Consider the following 24696-nt stretch of genomic DNA (forward strand, 5'->3'; position numbering starts at 1 on the left):
CGCCGCGGCGATCCGGGCCGATACCCCAGGGGCGTGGTCCGCGCCGGATGTGCGGCAGCCGCGGCTGTCCTGGCCGTTATCACCCGTTCCGGTGGTGGCGAAGTACTTCGACGCCCCCGAAACGCCCTACGGCGCCGGGCACCGCGGGGTCGACCTGGCCGCCGTGCCCGGGCAGGAGGTGCTCGCGGCCGATGCGGGCGTGGTCGTGTTCGTCGGGCCGGTGGGCGGGCGGACCGTCATCTCCGTCGACCACGACGGCGGGTTGCGCACCACCTACGAGCCCATCGCGCCGAAGGTGGCCGTCGGTGAGCAGGTCTACCGGGGGCAGGTGCTCGGGACCGTCCTCGCCGGGCACCCCGGCTGCCTGCTGGCGGCCTGCCTGCACTGGGGCGTGCGGCGGGGCGACGAGTACGTCGATCCCCTGGCCCTGACCGGCGAAGTGGGCGAATACCGGCTCAAGGCGTGGGGAGGTGATCGATGATCAGGTGCCGGTCTGCTCGACGAGCTTGGCGCGCAGGCGCATGACGGCCCGGGTGTGCAGCTGGCTGACCCGCGACTCGGTGACACCGAGGACCTTGCCGATCTCGGCGAGGGTCAGGCTCTCGAAGTAGTAGAGGCTGACGACGATCTTGTCGCGCTCGGTGAGCTGCGCGATCGCCTGCGCGAGCTGGCGGCGGTTGTCCTGGTCGACGAGCACCGCGACCGGGTCGACGGCGTCGTCGTCGGGCAGCGTGTCGACCAGTGACCCGCTGTCCTTGCCGGCGGCCACCAGGTCCTCCAGCGCGACGACGCTGGTCAGCTGCAGCTGGCCGTAGAAGTCGCGCAGGTCGTCGAGGCCGATGCCGAGTTCGGCGGCGAGCTCCGCGTCGGTCGGCGTGCGGTGCAGGCGGGCGCCGAGGCGCTCCATCGCGCGCTCGGCCTCCTTGGCCTTGCTGCGGACCGCGCGGGGCACCCAGTCCTGCGACCGGAGGTCGTCGAGGATGGCGCCGCGGATGCGCTGCATCGCGTACGTCTCGAAGCGCAGGCCGCGCTCGGGGTCGAACTTCTCGATCGCGTCGACGAGGCCGAAGATGCCCGACTGCACGAGGTCACCGACGTCGACGTGCGTGGGCAGGCCGGTGCCGACCCGGCCCGCGACGTACTTGACCAGCGGGGCGTAGTGCAGCACGAGCCGATCGCGCGACGCCTGGTCGGGGCTGTCGGCGAACTGCTGCCACAGCGCCGCGATCCCGGCGTCGACGTCGTAGCCGGCGCGGGTGTCCGCGGGCGCGGCGGCCTCACCGTGAGTGGTCACTCCGGCGGCTTCGGTCACGTGCGGTCCTGCGGTCATTGCACAGTCGTTCTCGGCATGCGGCTCAGTGTCGTCTCCGTGCTCGTGCGGATGCGCGTGCGCCGCCGGGCCCGCTGCTGACGACCCCGGCGAGACCCCCGGGGCCGCCTCAGGCCCTGGGGTGCGCTCGGTCATGGATCGCTTTCAACCGGTCGACGGTCACATGAGTGTAGAGCTGCGTCGTGGCAAGCGTAGCGTGACCAAGCAGTTCCTGAACGCTCCTGAGATCCGCGCCCCCTTCGAGCAGATGCGTCGCGGCGGAATGACGCAGGCCGTGGGGCCCCATGTCGAGCGCTCCGGGCACCGCCGTGACGGCGTCGTGCACCACGCGCCGCACCGCCCGCGGGTCGACGCGTTTGCCGCGGACACCGAGGAAAAGCGCGGGCTCAGCGCCGTCACCACCGCTTTCGGCGACGATCTTCGGCCGCCCCTCGTCGATCCAGTCGGTCAGCGCCGCCGCCGCCGGCACGCCGAACGGGACCACTCGTTCCTTCGCGCCCTTGCCGAGCACCGTGACGACACGCCGGGAGAAGTCGGCGCCGCCGACGTCCAGCCCGCACAACTCCGACACGCGGATGCCGGTGGCGTAGAGCAGCTCGACGATCGCGCGATCACGCAGTGCGACCGGATCGCGTTGCTCCGCACCCGCCGCCGACGCCTGCATCACCTCCCCCGCCTGCCCGGCGCGCAGCACCCCGGGCAGGGTGCGGTGCGCCCGCGGGGCGGCGAGCCGCCCGCCCGGGTCGGTGGCCAGGACGCCGGTCCGGTGTGCCCAGGCGGTGAACGTCCGCGCCGAGGCGGCCCGCCGCGCGAGCGTCGTGCGGCTCGCCCCACCGGACTGCTGCGCGGCGAGCCACGCCCGCAGCCGCGCGAGATCGAGGTCGGCGAGGCCGCCACCGCCGTCCACGACGAAGCCCAGCAGCGAGACGGCATCTCCGATGTACGCGCGGACGGTGTGCGCGGACAGGCCCCGCTCGAGCCCGAGATGCCGTTCGTACCCGGTGACGACGGCCCGGACGGGCTCGGGCAACGCGGCCCGGAGCGCGCGCAGATCGGGACGGCGGGCCCGGCCGGAGCGTGGTGACGGCATGGATGTCACGCTGCGCGAACTACCGCCCGCGGTCAAGGATCGCCACGCGGGCCCACCGGACCGGCCGAACCCCATCGACGATTTCGGCCGGATTTCGTGGCGTTCACGAGCTTTCCCTCCGCCGTCGCCACCCGGCTTCCCCGCGGACGGCGAATCCGTCGATCTCCAGTGCCGGCAGCAAGGCCCGCACCCGCCGCAGCGGGATGCCGGCTTCGACCGCGATCTCCGCGTCGGACCGGTCCGCGCGCACTACGAGTGCCTCGTAGGTGCGCAGTGCTTCGGGGCCCAGCCGGTCGGTGGACCGCTTCTGCCGGCCGGACGCGGTGTCCTCGGCGATGCCGAAGTGGCCGACCGTCTCGAGGACCTGGTCGATCGTCGAGACCAGCGTCGCCCGCGAGTCACGGATCAGCTCGTGGCAGCCGATGGACATCGCGGACGAGATCGGTCCGGGCAACGCCATCACGATCTTGCCGAAGGCACCGGCGGTGCTCGCGGTGTTGCGTGCGCCGCTGCGCCGGCCGGCTTCGACCACCACGGTGCCCTCGGTGAGGGCGGCGATGAGCCGGTTGCGGACGAGGAAGCGGTGCCGCGCCGGCGGGGTGCCGGGCGGGTACTCGCTGACGACCGCGCCACCGGACCGCGCGATCCGGTTCAGCAGCCCGACGTGGCCGGCCGGATAACCGGCGTCGACGGCACAGCCGAGCACCGCGACGGTGACCCCGTCGGCGGCGAGCGCACCGCGGTGCGCCGCCCCGTCGATGCCGTACGCCGCGCCCGAGAACACCGGCACGCCCCGGCCGGCCAGCCCGTAGGCGAGTTCGGCGGCGTGGTGTTCGCCGTACTCGGTGGCCGAGCGGGCCCCGACGATGGCCACGGCCCGATCGGTGGCGGTGCCGAGCGCGACCTCGCCGGACACCCACAACGCCAGCGGCGGCACGGCTTCGGCCACCCCGCGCAGCGCGGCTTGGTCGAGGGCGAGCAGCGGCCAGGCGGGCCACTCGTCGTCCTCAGGCATGACCAGCCGGGCGCCGACTTCGGCGGCGCGGGCGAAGTCCTGGGCGACCAGGTTGTAATCCCGCCGGGCTTCGGTCGCCTTCAGCACCTCCGGCGGGCAGTCGCCGGCGCGGACCCGTCTGGCGGCCGCGATCGGTCCGTGCTCGGCCACGAAGGCAATTAGGGCGGGCGCCGGTGGTTCGGCTACCCGCAGGAGGTACGCGCGGGCCTGGCGGATCTCGTCGGGGTGCTTGCCCGCACCCGCTTGGCGAAGTCCGGGGCTCGGGCCTCCTGCTCCGGGACGGTCGGTGCGCGGCCCGCCACCTGCTTGTGGAAGCTCGGCGCTCGAGCCGCCATCCGCCTGCGGAAGATCGACGCTCGCACCATCAAGCTCCGGGTTCGTGCCGCCACCTGCTTGCGGAAGCTCGGTGCTCGAGCCGCTGCCCGCCCGCGGGAGGCCGGTAGTCGGGCCGCCACTCTCCCGGGAGGGCTCGGGGCTCGGGCCAACGGCCGCCCGCGGGAGGTCGATGCTCGGGCCGCAGCCCTCCCGGGAAAGCTCGGGGCTCGGGCCAACGGCCACTCGGGGAAGCTCGGGGCTCGGGCCAACCGCCGCTCGGGGGAGCTCGGTGCTCGGGTTCCCGCCCACTCGCGGGAGTTCCGGGCGTGCGCCACCATTTGACTGCGGGAGTTCGGTTGTCATGCCGCCACCCGCTCGCGGAAGTCCAGGGCTGCGCCTACTTGTTCGGCGCCGGGGCGGGGCTCGCCGTCCAGGTCGGCCAGGGTCCACGCGATGCGTAGGCAGCGGTCGGCGCCGCGGCCGCTCAGGGCTCCGCGGTCCATGGCTCGGTCCAGCAGGATCGTTGCGTCGGGTGGTAGGGCGAACTCGCGGCGCAGGGCCGGTCCGGGGACCTCCGAGTTGGACAGCCAGCCGTGGGCATGCCACCTTTGCGCCGCGCGTTCGCGAGCCGTGAGGACCCTCTCGCGGACCGTTTGCGACGGCTCCGCCGCGTCGGCGTCGTGTGCGCTGATGGCGCTCAGCGGCCTCAGGCGGACCCGCAGGTCCACGCGGTCGAGCAGGGGTCCGGAAAGCTTGCCCAGGTAGCGGCGGCGGGCGTTCGGCGAACACACGCAGTCGGCGTCCTTCGGGGGCGCGCACGCGCACGGGTTGGTGGCCAGCACCAGCTGGAAACGGGCTGGATACGTGATTGCGCCTTTGACCCGGGCGATGCGGACTTCGCCCTCTTCGAGGACGGTTCGGAGGGACTCGAGGCATTGGCCGCCGAACTCGCAGACCTCGTCGAGGAACAGGACGCCGCGGTGGGCTCGGCTGATCGCGCCCGGCATGGCGATGCCGCTGCCGCCGCCGATCAGCGCCGGTACGGAGATCGAATAGTGCGGGGCGACGAACGGGGGCACCGTGACCAGCGGGGAGGACTTCGACAGCGAGCCGTCGACCGAGTGCACCGCGGTCACCTCCAGGGATTCCTCGGAGGTGAGCTGCGGGAGGAGGCCCGGCAGGCGCCTCGCCAGCATCGTCTTGCCCACCCCGGGCGGGCCGGTCAGGAGGAGGTGGTGGCCACCTGCCGCGGCGACCTCCAGGGCCCAGCGTGCTTCCGGTTGGCCGACGACGTCCGCGAGGTCCGGGACCTCCGGAGGGGGCACCGGGCCGGGTGGTTCGGGGCGGGCCAGATCGCCTTCGCGCTTCAGCCACGCCACGAACTCCCGCAGGTGGGGGGCGCCTGCCACCTCCATTCCGTCGACGAGGCCCGCCTCGACGAGCGAGTCCGTCGGGACGACGGCCTTTCCGTAACCGGCCGCGCGGGCTGCGAGCAGGCCCGGGAGGATGCCGCGCACCGCTCGGATCCGGCCGTCCAGAGCGAGCTCGCCGAGCAACACCGTGTTGAGGAGGCGCGTCGCGGGAACGGCGCCCGATGCCGCGAGTACCGCCGCCGCGATGCCCAGGTCGAACGCGGAGCCCATCTTGGGGAGGTTGGCCGGGGACAGGCCGAGCGTCACCTTGCCGTCCGGCCACGGCTGCCCGGAATTGCGGACGGCGGACCGGACGCGGTCCTTCGCCTCGCGCAAGCCGGCGTCGGGGAGGCCCACGAGGGTGATCCGGCTGAGTCCGCCGCCGAGGTCGGCCTCGATCTCGATGACTCGGCCTTCGATGCCGAGGAGGCCGGCTGACCAGGCCTTGGCGATGGGCATCAGAACGCCGCCTCGATGTGCTGGAGGCGGGGGCTGGTGCCCGGTTCGGCGAGGATGGTGACGACGTCGTAGCGGACCGGGCACCAGCCGATGCGGAAGTGGCTCAGCCAGCGTTGGGCGGCTCGGCGGACGCGGCCGGCCTTCTCCTCGGTGACGGTCTCCGTCGGGAGGCCGAACTCGGTGCCGGTGCGGGTCTTGACCTCGCAGACGATGACCCGGGTGCGATCGGTGAAGACCAGGTCCAACTCGCCTTCGCGGCAGCGCCAGTTGCGGGCGAGCAGGACGAGGCCGCGTTCCTGCAGGTGGCGGAGGGCCAGGTCTTCGCCCCAGGCGCCCAGGTCTCGGCGGTGTTTTGCGAGCTCGTCGGTGCCCGGCATCGTGTTCGCCCCCTCGTCGGTCCGCGCCGGTCACCGGGGCGGTCCCGGCGATCACGGTGCGTGTGCGTTCGACGATGCCAGCGGGCGGAGGGGGCCGACCAGAGCCGATTCGCGCAGCTGTGGACAACCGGGGTGCTGGGGACAACCGGTCCCGGACCGCGGCGGAAGTGCCCCGAACTGTCGGTGCGGTGTGCTAGGAGCGGCCCGGCCACAAGCGCTGGGCTCGAAGGGGTCGGGATCCGCGGCCGCCGAGCCAGGGATGGTCCGGGACGCACGAGGATCGGCGGGGCGACGCCTCAGCAGAGGGCAGGGGCCGACGGGCTGCGTGGTCACCAGGAGGGCAACACACGCGCAGACCTCAGGAGGACGAGGGAGGGCGACGCACGTCCGAGGGGCTCGGATGCCGCACCGAGCAGAGGGGGAAAGGGCGGATCGGGACGGGCCGCGCGCGCTCGGCAGTGCCCCGGACCTCTCGGTGCGCGGTGCCAGGGCCGAAATCGAGCCGTGGACGCACGAAAAGAACCGCGCCGCCTCACCCGTTCAGGTGAGGCGGCGCGGTTCTTCGGAGACTGGGTCAGCCCGAGAACGGGCCGTCTTCCGGGAGACGCAAGTCCGGCTTGTCGAGCTCCTCCACGTTCACGTCCTTGAACGTGATGACCCGGACGTGCTTGACGAAACGGGCCGGGCGGTACATGTCCCAGACCCACGCGTCCGACATGCGGACCTCGAAGTACACCTCGCCGCCGCCGTCGCGGACCTGGACGTCCACTGCGTTGGCCAGGTAGAACCGCCGCTCGGTCTCCACCACGTACGAGAACTGACCCACTATGTCGCGGTACTCGCGGTACAGCGAGAGCTCCATCTCGGTCTCGTACTTCTCGAGATCCTCTGCGCTCATGAAATCCGCGCCCCTCCTCGGGATCGTGCTGCTGCTCCGCCGGCGGAGCGTTCATTGTGACCCACACCCGCGGCCGGGGCATGCAGCGGCAGGCTGAGTTGTGGCTCGAGTGCGTCGTCGAGGGCCGCGGACAGGGTCGCCGTGGTGCCGGCTTCCATGGCCTTCTCGAGGGCCGCGTACGTCAGCAGGACCGGCCTGGTCGGACGCACGCCGTGCTTGACGGCCACCTTCGCCACGTTCGTGTAAGACCAGCGGTGGACGTCGCTGGGGCCGTGTTCGCGCAGCGCCGCCAGGTGATCGGAGGTGCTGTAACCCTTGTGCACGTCGAAACCGTAGTGCGGGAGGTCGTCGTGGTGGCCCGCCATGATGCGGTCGCGCGTCACCTTCGCCAGCACCGACGCGGCCGCAATGCAGGCCACCGAGCGGTCGCCCTTGATCACCGCCGTGTTCGGGGCGGTCAGGCCCGGGACGCGGAAGCCGTCGGTGAGGAGGTAGCCCGGGTGGACGCGCAGCGCCGCCGCGGCTCGGCGCATGCCCTCCAGGTTCATCACCCGGATGCCGTAGAGGTCGACCTCGGCCGTCGGGATGACGATCACCGAGTAGTCGACGGCCCGGGCGAGGACCAGGTCGTAGACCCGGTCCCGCGCCTTCGCCGTCATCAGCTTGGAGTCCGTCAGCTCGGTCAGCTTCGCCGCGTCGCCCTGCTTGAGCACGCAGGCCGCGACCACCAGCGGCCCGGCGCAAGCCCCGGCGCCGGCTTCGTCCACACCGGCGACCGGGCCGAGGCCACGGCGGTCGAGCGCGCCCTGCAGACCCCAGAAGAGGTCGCCGCGCACCACGGCCCGCGGTGGCCGGATCGGCTCGGCCGCGGTGAGGGGAACGGGAAGAGTCAAGGCTGGATCACCCGTCTGCCGACACGGATCGGGGTGGTTAGCGTTTCCGGCGCAGTCCGGACTTCAGCTTGCGCCCGAGGAACAGCGCCGGCCACGCCCCCGCGACGCCGACGCCGAGCGGGATCCCGCTCTGCCACGCCGGTGCGCCGAGCGCCACCGGCTGCGCCGACTCCTGCGGGTTGTGGTCACTGATCCCGCCCCAGCGGCTCGGCGGGAGGACGATGATCCGCGCCTTGCCGATGATGTTGTCCACGGGGACCGCGCCGTTCACGCCGCCGCCGCCCTGGAACCGGGAGTCGTCGGAGTTGTTGCGGTTGTCGCCCTGAACCCAGACCATCCCGGCCGGCACCTTGACCGGATCGAAGGTCTTCTGCTCCTGGACCGACGGGTCTTCCCAGTGGATGTACGGCTCGTCGAGCGCCTTGCCGTCCACGATCATCCGGCCCTGCGGGTCGCAGCACTGAACGGTCTGGCCGCCGACGGCGATGACCCGCTTGACGAAGTCGCGCTCGTCCGGCGGGGCGAACCCGACCAGCGAGCCGAGCCCCTGGATGGCACGGACGACGATGTTGCCCGACTCCTGCGGCGCGATCTCGTTGTTGATCCACGCCGGCGGGCCCTTGAACACGATCACGTCACCCGGGGAGGGTTCGGTGAAGTCGTAGGTGACCCGGTCGACGAGGATCCGGTCGCCGTGGCAGCCGGGACACCCGTGCAGCGTCGCCTCCATGGACCCCGAAGGGATCATGAAGACTTTCGCGAGGAATGTCTGGATCAGGATCGTGAGCACCAGGGCGATCACGAGCAGGATCGGCAGTTCCTTCCAGAACGACCGTTTCTTGGCGGGCTTGGCTCGCCGCCGGCGGGATCCCCCGCGCTCCTCGGATCGGGACAGCCGCGGCTGGTCCTCTTCGGAGCGATCGGGGTCATCCTCAGGAGCGTTCTGGGACACGGGTTCGGCCACGTCGTCAGGCTACCGGTAACCGGGTTGTGACTCAGTTAGCCGAGGCCGTCTCGCGGTTCTCGCGGCGCTCCTTGATCTTGGCCTTCTTGCCGCGCAGGTCGCGCAGGTAGTAGAGCTTCGCGCGCCGCACGTCACCGCGCTTGTGGACCTCGACCTCGGCGATGTTCGGCGAGTGCACCGGGAAGGTGCGCTCGACGCCCACGCCGAAGGAGATCTTGCGGACGGTGAAGGTCTCCCGGATGCCGCCGCCCTGACGGCGGATCACGACGCCCTGGAAGACCTGGTTGCGCTCGCGGTTGCCCTCGATGACGCGGACGTGCACCTTGAGCGTGTCGCCCGGGCGGAAGTCCGGGATGTCGGAACGCAGCGACTGCTTGTCCAGCGCGTCCAGGGTGTTCATCGGTGGTCCGTCCTCGTCTTCGTATGGCTTGCGTACACGACCCCGGGCGCGCAACGGTGGCGCTGCGGGCGACCCAGGGGGCTGCTGGCGGGCTCGCGGACGACGAGGTCCACTCACGCCAACCTGTCAAGTATCGCAGACGCCGGCACCGGTCGAGCAACCGGCCCTAAGCCTGCCGGGGGTCCAAGCCCTCGAGGACCCCGCGATCGTGCTTGTCGAGACTACCTTCGGGCAGCGCGGCCAGGAGATCGGGGCGGCGCCGGGCGGTGCGTTCGAGGGCCTGGTCGCGCCGCCAGCGGTCGATCAGCGCGTGGTTCCCGGACCGCAGCACGTCGGGCACGGCGAGCTCGCGCCACACCTCGGGGCGTGTGTAGCTGGGTCCTTCGAGGAGGCCGTCGGAGAACGAGTCCTCGGCGGCCGAACGCGAATTCCCCAGCACTCCGGGCAGCAGCCGGACGACGGCCTCGACCATGACGAGCACCGCGGCCTCGCCGCCGACCAGGACGTAGTCGCCGATCGACACCTCGTCCACCGGCATTCGGCGGGCGGCGTCGTCGACGACGCGCTGGTCGATGCCCTCGTAGCGGCCGCAGGCGAACACCAGGTGCTGCTCTTCGGCGTACGCGTGCGCCAGTTCCTGGGTGAACGGCCGGCCCGCCGGCGTCGGCACGACGAGCCGCGTCCCGGGGCGGCAGACGTCGTCCAGGGCCGGGCCCCAGATCTGTGGCTTCATGACCATGCCGGGACCGCCGCCGTACGGGGCGTCGTCGACCGCACGGTGCACGTCGTGGGTCCAGTCGCGCAGGTCGTGCACGCCGACCTCGATGAGGCCGCGGTCGATCGCCCGGCCCAGCAGCGCGGCGCGCAGCGGGTCGAGGTATTCGGGGAAGATCGTGACGACGTCGATCCGCATCTCAGGCGTCCAGGAGCCCTTCCGGCGGGTCGAGCACGACCCGGCCGCCGCCGATGTCCACGGTGGGGACGATCGCGCGGACGAACGGCACCAGCACCTCGCGGCCGTCGACGTCCAGTTCGAGCAGTTCGCCCGCGGGCGAGTGGACGACTTCGACGACCTTGCCGACGACGGTGCCGTCGGTCAGCTCGGCCCGCAGGCCGGCCAGCTCGTGGTCGTAGAACTCGTCCGGGTCGCCGGTGGGCGGCAACGTGTCGGTGTCGGCGAGCAGGAGGGCGCCCCGCAGCGTCTCGGCGACGTCGCGGGTCAGTACCTCCTCGAAACGCACCAGCAGCCGCCCGCTGTGTTCGCGGGCGGCTGCGATGGTGAGTTCCCTTTTGCTGCCGTCACGCAGCTTCGTCAGCACGGCCGCACCGACGCGGAAGCGCTCATCCGGCGAGTCCGTGCGCACGTCCACCGCGAGTTCCCCGCGGATTCCGTGCGCCTTGGCGATGCGGCCGACTACGACGTCCATCCTGACCGTTTCCGAAAAGGCTCAGCGGTCGGTGTCGACGACGTCGACGCGGACGCCGCGGCCACCGATGCCGCCCATGACGGTGCGCAGGGCGGTCGCCGTGCGACCACCCCGGCCGATCACCTTGCCGAGGTCGTCGGGGTGCACGTGCACCTCGAGCGTGCGGCCACGGCGCGTGGTCAGCAGCTCGACCCGGACCTCGTCCGGGTTGTCGACGATCCCGCGCACCAGGTGCTCGAGGGAGTCAGCCAGAAAGCTCACTCGGCCTTCTCACCCTCGGTGGCTTCGGCCTTCTCGGCCTCGGCCTTCTTGGGGGCGGGCTTCTTCTTCGGCGTGGTGGCCTCGGTGGAGGGCTCCTCGCCGGCCGCGGCCAGCGCCGCGTTGAACAGGTCCTGCTTGGACGGCTTCGGCTCGGCCACCTTCAGGGTGCCCTCGGCGCCCGGCAGGCCCTTGAACTTCTGCCAGTCACCGGTGATCTCCAGCAGGCGCTGGACCGGCTCGGTCGGCTGCGCGCCGACGTTCAGCCAGTACTGGGCGCGCTCGGAGACGACCTCGATCAGGCTCGGCTCTTCCTTCGGGTGGTACTTGCCGATCGTCTCGATGGCCTTGCCGTCCCGGCGGGTGCGCGCGTCGGCGACGATGATGCGGTAGTACGGCGCACGGATCTTGCCGAGGCGCTGCAGCTTGATCTTGACGGCCACGGGTGTGGGTTCTCCTCGAATCTCTCTGGTGCTGGGCTGGGCGTACGCGGGCCGAGTGGGGACACGGTCGCGGGCACCCGAAGGTCAGGAGCTTTCGCACGGTGAGAGGGTCCGGCGGAAGCAGGCAGTGACCCATTCTGCCAGACGGCCGCCGCGGGCCCGGAAAGAGGCTCAGAAAGAGGCCACGCCGAGCGCGCCGAGCAGGATGGTGAGCGCCGGGAGGAAGTTGTTGACCTGGTGCGCGACGATGCTGCCCGGCAGCCGTCCGGTGACCAGCCGCGCCAGGCCGATCGGGACCGCGATGACCAGCAGCAACGTCGTGCGCAGCGGCTCGAGGTGGCTCGCCGCGAACACCGCCGTGGACAGCAGGAACGCGGCCACGCGGCCCCAGCGCTCGCTGCGCCACTGCAGCTGCTCGGCGGCGCCCCACAGCAGGCCGCGGTAGATGATCTCCTCGCAGATCGGGCCGAGCAGCCAGAGGTAGACGAACATCACGACGGCCGCCGAAACCGACATTCGGCGGTCCTCCACCAGCGCGCTGATCGCCGAGGTCGCGTTGGCGTCGCCGACGAAGCGCGTCCACAGGTAGGCGGCGACCGTGGTGAAGACGAGCCCGACGCAGCCGTAGCGCACGCCGGTGCGGACGTCGGCCCAGCGCCACTCGATCCGCAGGTCGACGATCGGCCCGTTGCCGCGCACGTAGGTGATCAGGACCGCGACGCCCGCGGCGATCATCGTCGGCAGCATGGTGCCGAGCAGCACGACGCGCATCGGCAGCGGACCGGGTCCGGTGTCCCCGACCAGCACGGACACGAACGCGGCGCTGGAGAGCAGGACGGCTTCGACGAGGAGGAACGCACCGAACCCCCACTTGTGCCGCGGCACCGGGGGCAGGAACTCGGTCGAGGCGGGCTCCTCGGGCTCGGGGAAGGGTGCGGCGCCGGCAGCCGGGTCCCGGGGCTGGGAAGTGGTCACGCCTTGCCTCCGCGTCGCTCGGCTCCTGCTTCGAGCCTAGCGGCCGGGCGGTGATCACACAGTATCCGTCCGACTACTGTCCATCGATCTTCGCAACGTTCAGTGCGCGACGAACAGCAGCACGGCGGGCGGGAGGTTGTTGGCGGCGTGGGCGATCACGCCGGCGCTGACGCGGCCCGAGAGGTGCCGGGCGAGCCCGATCGCGATGCCCTGGCCGATCAGCGCGATCGTGCGGGTCGGCTCGCCGTGGAGCTGCGCGAACACCACCGACGTCAGCAGGAGCACCACCCACGGCGGGACGCGGTGGAAGGCCAGCGCGTTCCAGAGCGTGCCGCGGACCAGCAGTTCTTCGGTGATCGGGGCGCCGGCGATGACGATCACCGCGGCCAGCACCAGCCACACGGTGTCGCCGTCGAAGGTGTCGGCGAGGTCGGTCAGCGGGCTGTCGGAGGCGTCGTCGGCGCCGTAGACGGCGATCAGCACCAGGTTGAGCCCGTAGCCGACGACCAGCGCGAGCACCCCGCAGGCGAGGCCGATCCGGACGTCGCGCCAGGTCGGTTTGAGCCCGAAATCGGCGCGCAGCCCGTGACCCCACCGCCACGAACCGACCGCCGGGCCGAGGCCGAGCAGGAGGTTGGGCACGAAGGCGAGGAGCAGGAGCGGGCCGATGTCGCGCAGCTCGAGGGGGTCGAACTCGCCGACGTTGCGGTTCACCGCCGCGGCGATGATCAGGTTGATCAGGTAGTAGCCCGCGATCCCCGCGATGAACGCCACGAAACACCAGTGCGCTCCCAGTACGCGCCGTGCGCCGTCGTCGTCCGTCACGCTCCCCACGCTAAAGTGCCGCCCCCGCAAGGAAAACGGCGGGGGTCTACGCGTGGACGACGCCGCCGAGCACGATGTGCGAGGGATGCCGCAGCACACCCAGGTCGTCGCGCGGGTCGCTCGGGTAGACGAGCAGGTCGGCCGGGGCGCCGTCGGCGATGCCGGGGTGGCCGAGCCAGTCGCGGGCGGCCCAGGACGCGCTCGCGAGGGCCTGCTCGCGGGTCATGCCCGCGCGGTGCAGCGCCTCGATCTCGTCCACGAGCCTGCCGTGCTCGACCATGCCGCCGGCGTCACTGCCCGCGAAGACGCGTACGCCCGCTTCGACGGCCGTCGCGACCATCTCGCGGACGCCGGCGTGCAGCGCCCGCATGTGCGCCGCGTAGGCCGGGTACTTGCCCGCCTTGTCCGCGATGCCGGGGAAGTTCTCGATGTTGATCAGCGTCGGCACCAGGGCGACGTCGTGGCGGGCCAGCTCGCCGAGCTGGTCGGCGCTCAGTCCGGTGCCGTGTTCGAGGCAGTCGATGCCGGCCGCGATCAGGCCGGGCAGCGCCGCTTCGCCGAACACGTGCGCGGTGACGCGGGCGCCGTTTTCGTGCGCCACCTCGACGGCTTCGGCCAGGACGTCGTCCGGCCACAGCGGCGCGAGGTCGCCGACGCCGCGGTCGATCCAGTCCCCCACCAGCTTGACCCAGCCGTCGCCGTCCCGCGCCTGCTCGGCGACCGCGCCGGGCAGCTGCGAAGGGTCGTCCAGCTCGATGCCGAGGCCGGGGATGTACCGCTTGGTCAGGGCGAGGTGCTGCCCGGCGCGGATGATCGTCGGCAGGTCGGCCCGCGCCTGCAGGGGCCGGACGTCGATCGGGAGGCCGCAGTCGCGGATGAGCAGCGTGCCCGCCGCCCGGTCCTGCAGCGCCTGCTCGGTCGCCTCTGCGAGCGAGACGGGGCCGCCGACGCCGATGCCGGGGTGGCAGTGCGCGTCGACCAGGCCGGGCACCAGGAAGACGTCCCGGCCCAGCGACTCGGCGTCCGGGACCGGCTCGAACGAGATCCGGCCGCCGGTGATCCAGAGTTCGCGGGACTCGCCGCCGGGCAGGACCACCCCGGCGGCGTGCAGCGCCGTGCTCAATTGTCCTTCGGGTTCTTCGGCAGCTTGAACTTCGACGGGTCGAAGCCCGGGACGTCGTTCATGCCGCCCAGCTGCGAAAGGTCGGGCATGCCGCCCGGCATCTGGCCGCCCGGGGGCAGCATCGGCATGCCGCCGGGGAAGCCGCCGCGGACCTTGGGCTGGGTCGGGCCGCGGCCCTTCTTGCCCTTCTTGCCCTTGCGCGACTTGGAGCCGCCGCCCCCGCCGCCGAAGCCGAACCGGCCGGCCATCTGCGCCATCATCTTGCGGGCTTCGAAGAACCGGTTGACCAGGTCGTTGACCTCGCGGACGGTGACGCCGGAGCCGTTGGCGATGCGCAGCCGGCGCGAGCCGTTGATCATCTTCGGGTCGTCGCGCTCGGCCGGGGTCATGCCGCGGATGATCGCCTGCAGCTTGTCCAGGTGCTTGTCGTCGACCTGGGCCAGCTGGTCCTTCATCTGGCCGGCACCCGGGAGCATGCCGAGCAGGTTGCCGATCGGGCCCATCTTGCGGACCGCGAGCATCTGCTCGAGGAAGTCCTCCAGGGTGAGCTGGCCGCTGGACAGCTTCGCCGCGGCCTTCTCGGCTTCACCCTGGTCGAAGGCCTGCTCGGCCTGCTCGATCAGGGTGAGGACGTCACCCATGCCGAGGATCCGCGACGCCATCCGGTCCGGGTGGAAGGTGTCGAAGTCCTCGAGCTTCTCGCCGTTGGAGGCGAAGAGGATCGGCTGGCCGGTGACCTCGCGGACGCTCAGCGCGGCACCACCGCGGGCGTCGCCGTCGAGCTTGGTGAGCACGACGCCGCTGAAGCCGACGCCGTCCTGGAACGCCTGGGCCGTGGTCACGGCGTCCTGGCCGATCATCGCGTCGACGACGAACAGGACCTCGTCCGGCTCGACCGCGTCGCGGATGTCCGCGGCCTGCTTCATCAGCTCTTCGTCGACGCCGAGGCGGCCCGCGGTGTCGACCACGACGACGTCGTGCTGCGCGTGCTTGGCCTCGGCGATGGCGCGGCGGGCGACGTCGACCGGGTCGCCGACGCCGTTGCCGGGCTCGGGCGCGAAGGTGACGACGCCGGCGCGCTCGCCGACGACCTGCAGCTGCGTGACGGCGTTCGGGCGCTGGAGGTCGCAGGCGACCAGCATCGGCGCGTGGCCCTGCTTCTTCAGCCACAGCGCGAGCTTGCCCGCGAGCGTTGTCTTGCCGGCACCTTGCAGACCGGCGAGCATGATCACGGTCGGCGGGGTCTTGGCGAGGTTGAGCCGGCGCGTCTCGCCGCCGAGGATCGCGACGAGCTCCTCGTTGACGATCTTGACGACCTGCTGCGCGGGGTTGAGCGCCTGGGAGACCTCGGCGCCCTTCGCCCGCTCCTTGATCTTCGCGATGAAGGCCTTGACCACGCCGAGGGCGACGTCGGCCTCCAGCAGCGCGATGCGGATTTCGCGCGCGGTGGCGTCGATGTCGGCGTCGGACAGCCTGCCCTTGCGCGTGAGCGTCTGCAGGGCGGCGGTGAGCCGATCGGAGAGGGTGTCGAACACGGGTGTGCACGCTCCAGCTGGGTCGAGAGTGGCGCGCCGGACGAGGCCGGCCCCTCCGAGGGTAGTCGCTCCGGCTCCTTCTCTTCGCGGGTACGCACGCATACTACGCGTGTGCGTACTAACACGGTCACTACTTCCCGAAAAAGACTGGAACCATGCCTCTGATTCGGTAAACATACGTGTATGACTTCCGTGCCCGTGCTCCGAGAACCGGCCACCGACGCCGACGAGCCGGTCCCGCTGCGGCGGATCGCCGGCCTGTTCCGCCCGCACCGCGGGCCCCTCGCCGCGCTGTTCGCGCTGATCGTGGTGCAGGCCGGCCTCGGCGTCGTCTCGCCGTTCCTGCTGCGCGAGATCCTCGACGACGCCCTGCCGCACCGCGACACGCTGCTGATCAGCCTGCTGGCCGCGGGGATGATCGTCTGCGCGGTCGGCAGCGGCTCCCTCGGCGTCGCCACCACCGGCCTGTCGAACACGATCGGGCAGCGCGTGATGAACGAGCTGCGCGTCTCGGTCTACGGCCACCTGCAGCGGATGTCGCTCGGCTTCTTCACGCGGACGAAGAGCGGCGAAGTGCTCTCGCGCGTCTTCAACGACATCGGCGGCGTCGACAACGTCATCACCACGACCGCGGGCTCGGTGGTGCAGAACGCGACCACGACGATCGCCATCACCGCCGCGCTGATCGCGCTCGACTGGCAGCTGGCGGGGTTGTCGCTGGTCGTCGTCCCGCTGTTCCTGCTGTTCACGCTGCGGCTGGGCAAACGGCGGCGGACGCTGGCCCGCGGCCGGACCCGGCGGATGGCCCGGCTGACGACGATGGTCGAGGAGTCCCTGTCCGTCACCGGCGTGCTGCTCGCCAAGACGATGGGCAACGAGCGGGCGGTGCGCGAGCGCTTCGGCGCCGAGTCGCGGGAGATCGCGGCGCTCGAACGGGCCGCCGCGCTGGCCGGGCGCTGGCAGACGGCGTCGCGCGGGATGAGCCTGACCGTCATCCCGGCGCTGGTCTACTGGATCGCCGGGCTCGCGCTGGCCGGCGGCGCGTCGCCGTTCTCCCTCGGCACCGTGGTGGCGTTCACCAGCATGCTCAACCGGCTGGTCGCGCCGGCGACCGCGATGCAGACCATCGGGCAGAACGTGGCGACGTCGAAGGCGCTGTTCGGGCGCATCTTCGAGGTGCTCGACCTGCCGGTGGAGATCGCCGACAAGCCGGGGGCGCGCTCGCTCGAGGTGCGCCGCGGCGACGTCTCGATGCGCGGGGTCTCGTTCCGCTACGACTCCGACGGCGGGTGGACGCTGCGGGACATCGACCTCGACGTCCCGGCCGGGACCACGACGGCGCTGGTCGGCGCGACCGGTTCGGGCAAGACGACGCTCGCCTACCTGGTGGCGCGGCTCTACGAGGTGAGCGCCGGTTCGGTGAAGATCGACGACATCGACGTCCGCGACGTCAAGCTGGCCTCGCTCGCGGCGGGCGTCGGGCTGGTTTCGCAGGAGACCTACCTGTTCCACGACACGGTGCGGGAGAATCTGCGCTTCGCGAAGCCGGACGCGACCGACGAGGAGATCGAGCTGGCGGCGAAGGCGGCGCACATCCACGACACCCTCGCCGGGCTGCCGGAGGGGTACGACACGGTCGTCGGCCAGCGCGGCTACCGGTTCTCCGGCGGCGAGAAGCAGCGGATGGCGATCGCCCGGATCCTGCTGCGCAACCCGCCGGTGCTCATCCTCGACGAGGCGACCAGCGCCCTGGACACCCGCACGGAACGCTCGGTGCAGGCCGAGCTCGACCGGCTCGCGGCGGGGCGCACGACGCTGACCATCGCGCACCGGCTGTCCACTGTGGAGCACGCGGACCAGATCGTCGTGCTGCACGAGGGCCGGATCGCCGAGCGCGGGACGCACGAGGAGCTGCTGGCTCGCGATGGGCGGTATGCCCGGCTGGTGCGCGGAACCGCCTAACCTGGGCCCATGCACCCGGACCCCGACACCGCTTCGCGCGTGAGCGCCGACGCCGAGCTCGCCGACCTGGCCTGGCGGGTCCGCGAGGGCGTCGGCCGGCTCAACTGGCGGATGCGCGCCGAGCGCGACCCGAACGGTCCGGGCCCGGCGGTGCTCGCGGTGCTGAGCCGGCTCTACCGGGCGGGCACCCACACGCCGACCGAGCTGGCCGAGGCGGAACGGCTGCAGCCGCAGTCGCTGACGCGGATCCTGGCCTGGGTGTCGGAACGCTCGCTGGTCACGCGGACGACCGATCCGGAAGACGGGCGGCGGTCGTTGATCAGCATCACGCCGGAAGGGCTGGCGGTGCTGCGGGAGTACAGCGTGCAGCGGGAACGGTGGCTGGCGGCGGCGCTGGAGTCGACGTTGTCGCCGACTGAGCGGCAGCTGCTGAAGCTGGCGGCGGATCTGCTGGTGCGGGTGGCGGACGCCTGAAAGCCGCCGTGGAGACCCCTCGATCCCTCCACGGCGGCTTTCACGACTCCCCTCGTCCGCGCCGCCTCCCCGCGGTGCGGACACGGGTTCCGGGAACGGGCCGCTCCTCCGTCGGCCCGCCCCGGAACCCTGGTCCCCGGACGGCTCACCTCCCCAGGGGCCGTCCGGATCCCCCCTCGTCAGCGATCCGGTATCCGCTGACAGGACGAAGTCTGCCGCGCCGGGGGTGGCCGGTTGAGTGTGAGAACCCTCAATTACCCGTGGGTAGTAATACTCAAGACGTCTTCGCGCGCCCGCGGCCCGCCGCTCGCTTCGCCGTCGTACGCGCCTTCGCCGCCCTCGACGCGGCGGTCTTGGCCTTCGCGACGGCGTCGGGACGCGCGTCCGCGGCCGTCTCCTGCAGCGCCGCCAGCAGGCGGGTGACGCCGTCCGCCTGCTCGGCCGCCGTGGGCTGGACGACCTCGGCGCCGTCGATCTTCGACTGGATCAACGCCTGGAGCGCTTCGCAGTAACGGTCGGGCACGCGGCCGGGGTCGAACTCGCCGGTCAGCTCCTCGATGAGGTTCACCGCGCGGCGCAGCTCGCCGGGCCGGATGTCGACGTCGGCGTGGCGGAACGGGAAGTCGGGCTCGCGCACCTCGCCGGGCCACAGCATGGTTTCGAGCACGATCACCTGGTCGCGCACGCGCAGGGCGCCGAGCGTCTCGCGGCGGCGGAGCGCGACCGTCACCAGCGCGACCCGGCCCGACTGCTGCAGCGCCTCGCTGAACAGCACGTACGGCTTAGTGCCCGCCGGCTCGGGTTCGAGGTAGTAGCTGCGCGCGAACCAGATCGGGTCGACGTCGGCGAGCGGGGCGAAACCGCGGATGGCGATCGTGCGGGCGGGCATCGGCAGCGACGCGAGTTCGTGGTCGGACAGCAGGACGACGTCGCCGCCGGGGACCGGGTAGCCGCGCACCATCTCCGCCGGCGGCACCTCTTCGCCGTCGACCTCGCACACGCGCTTGACCCGGACGCGGCCGCCGTCGGTTTCGTGGACCTGGTGCAGCGGGATCTCGCGCTCTTCCGTCGCGCTGTACGCCTTCACCGGAACGGCGTAACTCCCGAACCCGATCGTGCCCGACCAGACAGCCCGCATGCGCACCACCTCCGCAGGTCCCAGGCTAGCCAGGCGATCCCGCGGGCCGACAGCTACAAACGGGTGTCAGGCGCGACGGATTCGCTCACACATTCGAACGACGGCGTGACCGCGTCGAGCGCTTCGGCCGAACAGCGGGACGCGACGGCGGCCGCGCGGAGCACCTCGGTGACCACCTCGACGTCGAGCGGCGGGGCCGCGGCGAGCGCGTCCGCCCCGGCTCCGACGCGGGCGGCGAGCCCGGCGAGCGCGCGCGAAATGGCTTCCTGGCCGGCCACGAGCTGGGCGACGACGTCGGTGAGCTCGGCGGTCGTCGCGCCCGGGCCGCCGCAGCGCAGGCCCGCGGCGAGCTCCTCGGCGCACGACCGCAGGTGGGCGGCGACGACGGTCGGGGGCAGCGTCAGCCGATCCTGCATTCGCGCACCCCCTCGGTCAGAGCAGCCATAGTGCCACCGCACGCGCCGTGACCTGATGCGACACACCGCCGCTTGCTTATTTGACCGAACGTTCTCGAAATGGCTAGGGTTTCGATCATGTCCCGGGTCAAGGAGTTCGACGTCGACGAAGCCTGCGACGCCGCGCTCACGCTCTTCCGGCAGCAGGGGTACGAGGCGACGTCGGTCAGCGACCTCGTCACGCACGTCGGCGTCGCCAAAGCCAGCCTGTACGCGACCTTCGGGTCGAAGCACGACTTCTACGTGACGGCGTTGAAGCGGTACGCGGAACGGGCCGACGCGCGAGTATTGGCCGAGTTGTCGGGCCCGGGCTCGGGGGTGGCCGCGGTACGCCGGCTTTTCGACGGCTACCTGGCGGAAATCCTCGGCGACGAGACGAAGATGGGCTGCTTCGTCGTCAACGCTGCGATCGAGCTGCTCCCCCGCGACCCCGAGGTCGCCCGGCTGGTGGAACGCAGCTGGGACACCCTCGAGGTCGCGCTCACCATGGCGCTCGAGCGCGCCAAGGCGCAGGGCGAACTCGCCGCCGGCAGCGAACCGGCGGCGCTCGCGCGCTTCCTGCTGACCGTGCTGCAGGGCCTGCGCGTACTGGGCAAGGGCGCGGACGCTTCACGTCGGCTGGACGCGGCCGCCTCACAGGCAATGCGCCTTATTCAAGACTGATCGGACCAGAAAGAAGGCACACGATGGGGGCACGATTCACCGGCAAGGTCGTCCTGGTGACGGGCGGCGGTTCGGGCATCGGGCGGGAGACGGCGCGGGCGTTCGCGGCCGAGGGCGCGACGGTGGTCGTCGCCGGGCGCGACGAGCAGCGGCTGGCGGCCGTGGTGCAGGAGATCGGCGGCGACGCGGTGACGGTGGACGTCACCGACCCGGCGGACGTGGCGCGGATGGTCGAGACGATCGTCGCGCGGCACGGCGGGCTGGACGTCGCGGTCAACAACGCGGGCATCCTCGGGTCGCCGGCGCCGGCCGCGGACCTCGACGAGGACGGCTTCGGCGCGGTGCTGGCCACGAACGTCACCGGGACGTGGCTGTGCCTGAAGCACGAGGTCGCGCACATGCGGGCGCACGGCGGCGGCGCGATCGTCAACATCGCGTCGAACATCGGCGCGCACGGGCGGCTGCCGAACATGGCGGCCTACGCGGCGTCGAAGGCCGCGGTGAGCGCGCTGACCCGCACGGCGGCGCGCGACCACATCGGCGAGGGGGTCCGCATCAACGCGGTCAGCCCGGGCGCGACGGACACCGGGATGTCGTTGCGCCCCGGCGAGACGGACGCCGATCGCGCCGAGCGGGTGAAGGGCGCGATCCCGCTGGGCCGGGTGGGTGCCACCGCCGAGGTGGCGGCCGCGGTGCTGTGGCTGGCTTCGGACGAAGCGGCCTTCACCGTCGGGCACGACCTGGTGGTCGACGGCGGCGTGACCGCCTGACCGGCGGCCCCACCCGGGCCCGCGGCGTTCCTTCAGGACTCACGGTTGCGCACGGGGCTCTCCTCCTGGGAGTGCGGACGGGTGGGCGGGGCTCACGACTCGCGGTTGCGCACGGGGCTGCTCCTCTCGGGCGTGCGGGCGGATGACTGGGGGTTCAGGACTCGCGGTTGCGCACAGGGCTCTCCTCTCCGGCGTGCGGACGGGCGGCTCGGCTCACGACTCGCGGTTGCGCACGGCAGGACTCCTTCCGGACGTGCTGACGGATGGCTGCGATTCAGGACTCGCGATTGCGCACGGCGCTACTCCTTCCGGGCGTACGAACAGGACAGTGGCGAGTCAGGATTCGCGGTTGCGCATGACGGCGGCCTCCCTTCGCTGCTCCGATCGTGTGGCAATCGTCGATCGTCGCCGCCCGGTGTGGTGGGGTGGACGCGGATCGTCGGCTCACCCAGGGGAGTTGGACCGCCTTGAGTATGGACGGCGCCCGTCCGGCCGAACGCCACGCGGCCAGGATCCGAGGGGCGCTGAACCCTGCTCGCTGGACGCTCTGGCGGCAGCGCCGATCGCTCGTCTTCTACTGCTTCCTCGTCGAGTCCGTGGCGCTCGTGGCCACCGTCTGGACGGCCGCCGAAGTACCCGTGCGGACGTGGGACGTGGCCGTCCTCGGGGTGCTCGCCGGGCTCGGTGTGATGCAGGCCGAGCTGGGCCGTCAGGTCGAGCGCGTCCGGCGGCTGGTGTCGGACACCCCGCACATCAACCTGACGTCGGTCTGGACGTTCGCCGGCGTGCTGCTCCTGCCGCCCGCGCTCGTCACGGCGCTGATCGCCGTCCTCTACCTGCACCTGGCGACGCGCAGCCTCGCGCGGATCAAGCGCGTGCCGCCGTTCCGGACCACGCTGAACGCGACGCTCGTCGTCATCACCTGCTACGCGGCCGAGTTCGTGCTGAGCCGCCTCGGCGTCCCGGACATGTACACGGCGCTGACGTCGGGCTGGCGGGGCGTCACGGCCATCGCGCTCGCCGCGGCGGCGTACTTCCTGGTCTCGGCGATCACGATCCTGCCGGCGCTGACCATCACGACGCGCTCGGTGAAGGCGTTCTTCGGCGGCCTCGGCGACAACCTCCTCGAGGTCGCGACGCTGTGCCTGGGCCTGCTCACGGCGCTGACGCTGGCGACGCTGCCCGCGCTCGCCGTCGCGATCGTGCCGCCGCTGCTGGTGCTGCACCGGGCGGTGCTGATCAAGCAGCTGGAGATCGCGGCGACGACCGACGAGAAGACCGGCCTGTTCAACACGACCGGCTGGCACGTGCTCGCTTCACGCGAGCTGGCACGCGCCCAGCGCAGCAAGCGGAGCACGTTCGGCGTGCTGATGATCGACCTCGACCACTTCAAGCTGATCAACGACGAGCACGGCCACCTGGCGGGCGACGCGGTGCTGCGCGCGGTCGCGGCGACGATCAAGAGCGCGGTCCGCGACTACGACTCGGTCGGCCGCTTCGGCGGCGAGGAGTTCGTGGTCCTGCTCCCGGAGATCGGCCCGGCGGCGGTCCTGGCGGTGGCGGAGCGCATCCGCTCGGCGATCGAGACGCTGAAGGTCGAGTACTTCGACGGCACGGCGTCCCGGGTGATCGGCGACCTGTCGGCATCGATCGGCGTGGCGACGTACCCGGACGGCGGCACGGCCGTCGACCGCCTGCTGCAGGCCGCGGACAAGGCCCTGTACCGGGCCAAGGACGCGGGCCGCAACCAGGTGGTCGACGGCACCGCGCCGGCTTAGGAAGCCGCCGCCTCCAGCCGCCAGAGGCCGCCGAGCACCTTCAGCAAGGTCTCCTGACGCTCTTCGAGGACGGCCGGGGTCCAGCCGTCCGACGCGAGCACCTGGGAAGTCAGCACGAACGGTGGCCAGCTCGTCTTCTCGAAGTACTTGGTCTTCTTCACCTCGAACTCGAGGTTGCTCGCCTGGGAGTTCTTCCGTTTCGACAGCAGGACGAGGTTCGCCAGGCGGTGCACCCAGTAGACCCGTTCCTGCGCGGTGAACGCGTGGGTCCACACGCTGTCCACGGCCGGGGACTGCGGGAGGACGTGCTCCACGCTGATCAGGGGGTAGCCGTCGTAGTTCGTTCCCCCGTCCGACAAGGCCGAGTCGAGGCGGAGCAGCACGTACAGGCGGATCCTCGTCACCGTGTAGATCTCCGCGCCCAGCTTCGCCAGGGTTTCCGCCTGTTCGTCCCCGGAAAGCTGCAGCGGGGACTCCGGGGCGTAGAGGTCGCGGTCCTTCTCCAGCCAGTCGAGGACGCGGCCGTACCGCTCGACCCGGCGGGTGATGTCCACCCGGCGCACGAGCATGCTGGCGGCGAGGCGTTCGAGGTCGCCGAGGAAACGCAGCAATGACGCGGAGTCGGCGGTCGGCCGGCTGAAGTAGCTGATCGCCGGCGGGATCCAGTCCGTGTTGTCGAGCTGTTTCAGCCAGGCCAGGAGCCGGTTGATCTCCTCGGCGCCCGGTCCCCCGGCGTAGCTGGCGCTCCTGACCACCTCGAAAGCGTCCGAAAAGGGAACCAGCACGTCGTCGATGAACTTCTTGCCGTCGGGTACCCGGCTCAGCACGGACGCCCGGAATTCCTTGAGGATCGACTCCCGGGCCTTCGTCTTCGCGTACACCATCCGGATGTGGGAGAAGAGATCGCCGAAGTCGTTTCGGCCGAGGTCGTCTTCCTCCTGTGCCCACTTGGTGGTGTAGGCGTCTTGGTCGGCTTCCGGGATCTTGCCGATGATCTCCGACTTCAGGATGTCGGTGTGGGTGAGGTCCAGGCCGCGTTCGTTGAGGACCGAGAAGATCCGGTAGGCGGACTCGAAGTCGACGGTCGCCACGACGACGAGGTAGGTGTACATGTCGATGAACGAGACCAGCCGCTCGCGCTCCACCGTCTCGAGCGCGTTCAACCGGGTCTTGAACAGCAGCGCGTTCTCGACCAGCCGGAGCCGACTGTCCGGCGTCACGTTCCGGAGGTCCGGCAGCAGGTCGTTGCCGGATCGCTCCTGGATGTACTTTTCGAAGAAGCCCTGGTCCTGATCCCGCAGCCGGAGCCGCGGCTGGTCGGCGGTGCCCTTGATCGGGTCGCCCTTCTGGAAGATGCGCTTCTCGAGCGAAGCGGCGAACTCCGGCGAGACCTGTTCGCGGAGGACGCTGTAGAGCACCGTCAAGGTGGTGAGGCGCTGCTGTCCGTCGACCACCTCGGCGAGCGCCTGCTTTTCCGCTTTGACGAGGACGATGCTCCCCAGGAAGTAGGGATCCGATTCGGACAGCGAGTCTCTCGACCGGGAAGCGGCCAGGAGATCGTCGAACATCTCACCGGCCTGCTCCGTCGTCCACGCGTACGGGCGCTGGTAACGAGGGATGGTGAATTGGTAGGCGTCGTCGAAGATCTCGCCGACGGTGTGCTCCGCTGCTTGGATTTTGGTCCCGGCCATGCGGAAGATCTCGGTGAGCGGGCACC

26 protein-coding genes are annotated in these 24696 nt (G+C 71.4%); 6 read left to right on the forward strand and 20 right to left on the reverse strand.

The features are described 5' to 3' along the window. The first annotated feature begins 91 nt into the window (after window positions 1–91). A complete protein-coding gene (locus MUY14_RS26635) occupies window positions 92–481 on the forward strand; it encodes a M23 family metallopeptidase (RefSeq protein WP_396126589.1) in 390 nt (129 codons plus the stop codon). Here MUY14_RS26635 and MUY14_RS26640 read toward each other — a convergent pair whose 3' ends face one another. The 17 genes from MUY14_RS26640 to ffh form a co-directional block, all read right to left on the reverse strand. Continuing rightward, a complete protein-coding gene (locus MUY14_RS26640; protein WP_247012972.1) occupies window positions 482–1330 on the reverse strand; it encodes a FliA/WhiG family RNA polymerase sigma factor in 849 nt (282 codons plus the stop codon). It abuts the gene before it with no gap. Window positions 1331–1439: 109 nt separating this feature from the next. Continuing rightward, a complete protein-coding gene (locus MUY14_RS26645) occupies window positions 1440–2420 on the reverse strand; it encodes a tyrosine recombinase XerC (protein WP_247012975.1) in 981 nt (326 codons plus the stop codon). A 103-nt stretch (window positions 2421–2523) separates the two neighbouring features. Then, complete coding sequence (gene dprA, locus MUY14_RS26650) at window positions 2524–3651, reverse strand: DNA-processing protein DprA (RefSeq protein WP_247025247.1); 1128 nt, start codon at window positions 3649–3651, stop codon at window positions 2524–2526. A 458-nt stretch (window positions 3652–4109) separates the two neighbouring features. Continuing rightward, a complete protein-coding gene (locus MUY14_RS26655; RefSeq protein WP_247012977.1) occupies window positions 4110–5621 on the reverse strand; it encodes a YifB family Mg chelatase-like AAA ATPase in 1512 nt (503 codons plus the stop codon). Then, window positions 5621–5998, reverse strand: coding sequence for a YraN family protein (locus tag MUY14_RS26660; RefSeq protein WP_247012978.1), 378 nt, complete (start codon window positions 5996–5998; stop codon window positions 5621–5623). The genes MUY14_RS26655 and MUY14_RS26660 overlap by 1 nt, the downstream gene beginning before the upstream one ends. A gap of 574 nt (window positions 5999–6572) precedes the next feature. Continuing rightward, a complete protein-coding gene (locus tag MUY14_RS26665) occupies window positions 6573–6896 on the reverse strand; it encodes a DUF2469 domain-containing protein (RefSeq protein ID WP_003096226.1) in 324 nt (107 codons plus the stop codon). Beyond that, window positions 6893–7735 (reverse strand): ribonuclease HII, encoded by an 843-nt coding sequence (locus MUY14_RS26670; protein ID WP_247025248.1) that lies wholly within the window; start codon window positions 7733–7735, stop codon window positions 6893–6895. Before MUY14_RS26670 ends, MUY14_RS26665 begins: the two co-directional genes overlap by 4 nt. A gap of 91 nt (window positions 7736–7826) precedes the next feature. Beyond that, entirely contained in the window at window positions 7827–8753 is a 927-nt protein-coding gene (lepB, locus tag MUY14_RS26675) for a signal peptidase I (protein WP_247012980.1), read from the reverse strand. 31 nt (window positions 8754–8784) lie between these two features. After that, window positions 8785–9153 carry a 50S ribosomal protein L19 gene (gene rplS / locus MUY14_RS26680; RefSeq protein ID WP_086680529.1) on the reverse strand — a complete coding sequence of 123 codons (369 nt, stop codon included), beginning with the start codon at window positions 9151–9153 and terminating at the stop codon, window positions 8785–8787. Between the two features lie 166 nt (window positions 9154–9319). Then, complete coding sequence (trmD, locus tag MUY14_RS26685; RefSeq protein WP_247012982.1) at window positions 9320–10066, reverse strand: tRNA (guanosine(37)-N1)-methyltransferase TrmD; 747 nt, start codon at window positions 10064–10066, stop codon at window positions 9320–9322. Window position 10067: 1 nt separating this feature from the next. Then, window positions 10068–10580 carry a ribosome maturation factor RimM gene (rimM, locus tag MUY14_RS26690; protein ID WP_247012984.1) on the reverse strand — a complete coding sequence of 171 codons (513 nt, stop codon included), beginning with the start codon at window positions 10578–10580 and terminating at the stop codon, window positions 10068–10070. Between the two features lie 21 nt (window positions 10581–10601). Next, window positions 10602–10841, reverse strand: coding sequence for an RNA-binding protein (locus tag MUY14_RS26695; protein WP_003103110.1), 240 nt, complete (start codon window positions 10839–10841; stop codon window positions 10602–10604). After that, window positions 10838–11281 carry a 30S ribosomal protein S16 gene (gene rpsP / locus MUY14_RS26700; RefSeq protein WP_247012987.1) on the reverse strand — a complete coding sequence of 148 codons (444 nt, stop codon included), beginning with the start codon at window positions 11279–11281 and terminating at the stop codon, window positions 10838–10840. Before rpsP ends, MUY14_RS26695 begins: the two co-directional genes overlap by 4 nt. Before the next feature lie 171 nt (window positions 11282–11452). Beyond that, window positions 11453–12256 carry a CPBP family intramembrane glutamic endopeptidase gene (locus MUY14_RS26705; protein WP_247012989.1) on the reverse strand — a complete coding sequence of 268 codons (804 nt, stop codon included), beginning with the start codon at window positions 12254–12256 and terminating at the stop codon, window positions 11453–11455. Window positions 12257–12355: 99 nt separating this feature from the next. Further along, window positions 12356–13081 carry a CPBP family intramembrane glutamic endopeptidase gene (locus MUY14_RS26710; protein ID WP_247012991.1) on the reverse strand — a complete coding sequence of 242 codons (726 nt, stop codon included), beginning with the start codon at window positions 13079–13081 and terminating at the stop codon, window positions 12356–12358. Window positions 13082–13127: 46 nt separating this feature from the next. Further along, a complete protein-coding gene (locus MUY14_RS26715) occupies window positions 13128–14204 on the reverse strand; it encodes an amidohydrolase family protein (RefSeq protein ID WP_247012993.1) in 1077 nt (358 codons plus the stop codon). Then, window positions 14201–15739: a signal recognition particle protein gene (gene ffh, locus MUY14_RS26720; RefSeq protein ID WP_247012995.1), complete on the reverse strand. Its 1539-nt coding sequence runs from the start codon at window positions 15737–15739 to the stop codon at window positions 14201–14203. Before ffh ends, MUY14_RS26715 begins: the two co-directional genes overlap by 4 nt. A gap of 183 nt (window positions 15740–15922) precedes the next feature. Here ffh and MUY14_RS26725 point away from each other — a divergent pair, with 183 nt between their 5' ends. Both MUY14_RS26725 and MUY14_RS26730 read left to right on the forward strand, forming a co-directional pair. After that, window positions 15923–17701: an ABC transporter ATP-binding protein gene (locus MUY14_RS26725; protein ID WP_247012997.1), complete on the forward strand. Its 1779-nt coding sequence runs from the start codon at window positions 15923–15925 to the stop codon at window positions 17699–17701. Between the two features lie 9 nt (window positions 17702–17710). Then, window positions 17711–18175: a MarR family winged helix-turn-helix transcriptional regulator gene (locus tag MUY14_RS26730; protein WP_247012999.1), complete on the forward strand. Its 465-nt coding sequence runs from the start codon at window positions 17711–17713 to the stop codon at window positions 18173–18175. A gap of 274 nt (window positions 18176–18449) precedes the next feature. On the opposite strand, the gene MUY14_RS26735 is transcribed toward MUY14_RS26730, so the two are convergent. Further along, window positions 18450–19313 (reverse strand): Ku protein, encoded by an 864-nt coding sequence (locus tag MUY14_RS26735; protein ID WP_247013001.1) that lies wholly within the window; start codon window positions 19311–19313, stop codon window positions 18450–18452. A 53-nt stretch (window positions 19314–19366) separates the two neighbouring features. After that, window positions 19367–19729 carry a hypothetical protein gene (locus MUY14_RS26740; RefSeq protein WP_247013003.1) on the reverse strand — a complete coding sequence of 121 codons (363 nt, stop codon included), beginning with the start codon at window positions 19727–19729 and terminating at the stop codon, window positions 19367–19369. 117 nt (window positions 19730–19846) lie between these two features. Here MUY14_RS26740 and MUY14_RS26745 point away from each other — a divergent pair, with 117 nt between their 5' ends. The 3 genes from MUY14_RS26745 to MUY14_RS26755 all read left to right on the forward strand — a co-directional run bounded on the left by MUY14_RS26745 (window position 19847) and on the right by MUY14_RS26755 (window position 22979). Beyond that, a complete protein-coding gene (locus MUY14_RS26745; protein WP_247013005.1) occupies window positions 19847–20431 on the forward strand; it encodes a TetR/AcrR family transcriptional regulator in 585 nt (194 codons plus the stop codon). 23 nt (window positions 20432–20454) lie between these two features. Beyond that, entirely contained in the window at window positions 20455–21201 is a 747-nt protein-coding gene (locus tag MUY14_RS26750; protein ID WP_247013007.1) for an SDR family NAD(P)-dependent oxidoreductase, read from the forward strand. A gap of 473 nt (window positions 21202–21674) precedes the next feature. Further along, entirely contained in the window at window positions 21675–22979 is a 1305-nt protein-coding gene (locus tag MUY14_RS26755; RefSeq protein ID WP_247025249.1) for a diguanylate cyclase, read from the forward strand. Here MUY14_RS26755 and MUY14_RS26760 read toward each other — a convergent pair. Then, window positions 22976–24670 (reverse strand): DUF262 domain-containing protein, encoded by a 1695-nt coding sequence (locus MUY14_RS26760; protein WP_247013009.1) that lies wholly within the window; start codon window positions 24668–24670, stop codon window positions 22976–22978. The genes MUY14_RS26755 and MUY14_RS26760 overlap by 4 nt on opposite strands. Window positions 24671–24696: the final 26 nt, after the last annotated feature.

This window comes from Amycolatopsis sp. FBCC-B4732, from assembly GCF_023008405.1.
Lineage (GTDB): Bacteria > Actinomycetota > Actinomycetes > Mycobacteriales > Pseudonocardiaceae > Amycolatopsis > Amycolatopsis pretoriensis_A.

Coding starts and splice junctions, on each gene's coding strand:
- MUY14_RS26640 (WP_247012972.1), bottom strand. CDS start 1,330: ATGACCGCAGGACCGCACGTGACCGAAGCCGCCGGAGTGACCACTCAC.
- MUY14_RS26645 (WP_247012975.1), bottom strand. CDS start 2,420: ATGCCGTCACCACGCTCCGGCCGGGCCCGCCGTCCCGATCTGCGCGCG.
- MUY14_RS26655 (WP_247012977.1), bottom strand. CDS start 5,621: ATGCCCATCGCCAAGGCCTGGTCAGCCGGCCTCCTCGGCATCGAAGGC.
- MUY14_RS26660 (WP_247012978.1), bottom strand. CDS start 5,998: ATGCCGGGCACCGACGAGCTCGCAAAACACCGCCGAGACCTGGGCGCC.
- MUY14_RS26665 (WP_003096226.1), bottom strand. CDS start 6,896: ATGAGCGCAGAGGATCTCGAGAAGTACGAGACCGAGATGGAGCTCTCG.
- rplS (WP_086680529.1), bottom strand. CDS start 9,153: ATGAACACCCTGGACGCGCTGGACAAGCAGTCGCTGCGTTCCGACATC.
- trmD (WP_247012982.1), bottom strand. CDS start 10,066: ATGCGGATCGACGTCGTCACGATCTTCCCCGAATACCTCGACCCGCTG.
- rimM (WP_247012984.1), bottom strand. CDS start 10,580: ATGGACGTCGTAGTCGGCCGCATCGCCAAGGCGCACGGAATCCGCGGG.
- MUY14_RS26725 (WP_247012997.1), top strand. CDS start 15,923: ATGACTTCCGTGCCCGTGCTCCGAGAACCGGCCACCGACGCCGACGAG.
- MUY14_RS26730 (WP_247012999.1), top strand. CDS start 17,711: ATGCACCCGGACCCCGACACCGCTTCGCGCGTGAGCGCCGACGCCGAG.
- MUY14_RS26735 (WP_247013001.1), bottom strand. CDS start 19,313: ATGCGGGCTGTCTGGTCGGGCACGATCGGGTTCGGGAGTTACGCCGTT.
- MUY14_RS26740 (WP_247013003.1), bottom strand. CDS start 19,729: ATGCAGGATCGGCTGACGCTGCCCCCGACCGTCGTCGCCGCCCACCTG.
- MUY14_RS26745 (WP_247013005.1), top strand. CDS start 19,847: ATGTCCCGGGTCAAGGAGTTCGACGTCGACGAAGCCTGCGACGCCGCG.
- MUY14_RS26750 (WP_247013007.1), top strand. CDS start 20,455: ATGGGGGCACGATTCACCGGCAAGGTCGTCCTGGTGACGGGCGGCGGT.
- MUY14_RS26755 (WP_247025249.1), top strand. CDS start 21,675: ATGGACGGCGCCCGTCCGGCCGAACGCCACGCGGCCAGGATCCGAGGG.
- MUY14_RS26760 (WP_247013009.1), bottom strand. CDS start 24,670: ATGGCCGGGACCAAAATCCAAGCAGCGGAGCACACCGTCGGCGAGATC.